Below are 255 nucleotides of genomic sequence, written 5' to 3'. Positions count from 1 at the left end.
TCCCATATCCACTGCGTCAGATCGACAAGCCGCCAGCGCACGACACCATGAGCAGCCGGGATCGGCCCAGCCTCGACTTGTCCAGCCAGCCGGGCACGCTGCTCATCATTAAGGATCGATGCCCTGCCCGGCGCCTTGCGTGTCGCCAGCCCCTCGGGGCCATCTTCGTTGAAGCGCAATACCCAGTCGCGCACGATCTGCAGCGTCACCCCGGCCACACGGGCTGCCTCGCTCCGGCTCCCGCCGTCCAGGATT

At 66.7% G+C, this 255-nt stretch carries 1 protein-coding gene; it reads right to left on the bottom strand.

Annotation, left to right across the window (positions count from 1 at the left end):
* The coding region (locus tag MRBLSP13_RS21565) for a helix-turn-helix domain-containing protein (protein ID WP_363756569.1) at nt 1-255 on the bottom strand (255 nt) is incomplete at both ends.

The organism is Sphingobium sp. LSP13-1-1.1 (genome assembly GCF_040676415.1).
Lineage (GTDB): Bacteria > Pseudomonadota > Alphaproteobacteria > Sphingomonadales > Sphingomonadaceae > Sphingobium.
This window is presented reverse-complemented; position numbering and strand designations above follow the sequence as displayed.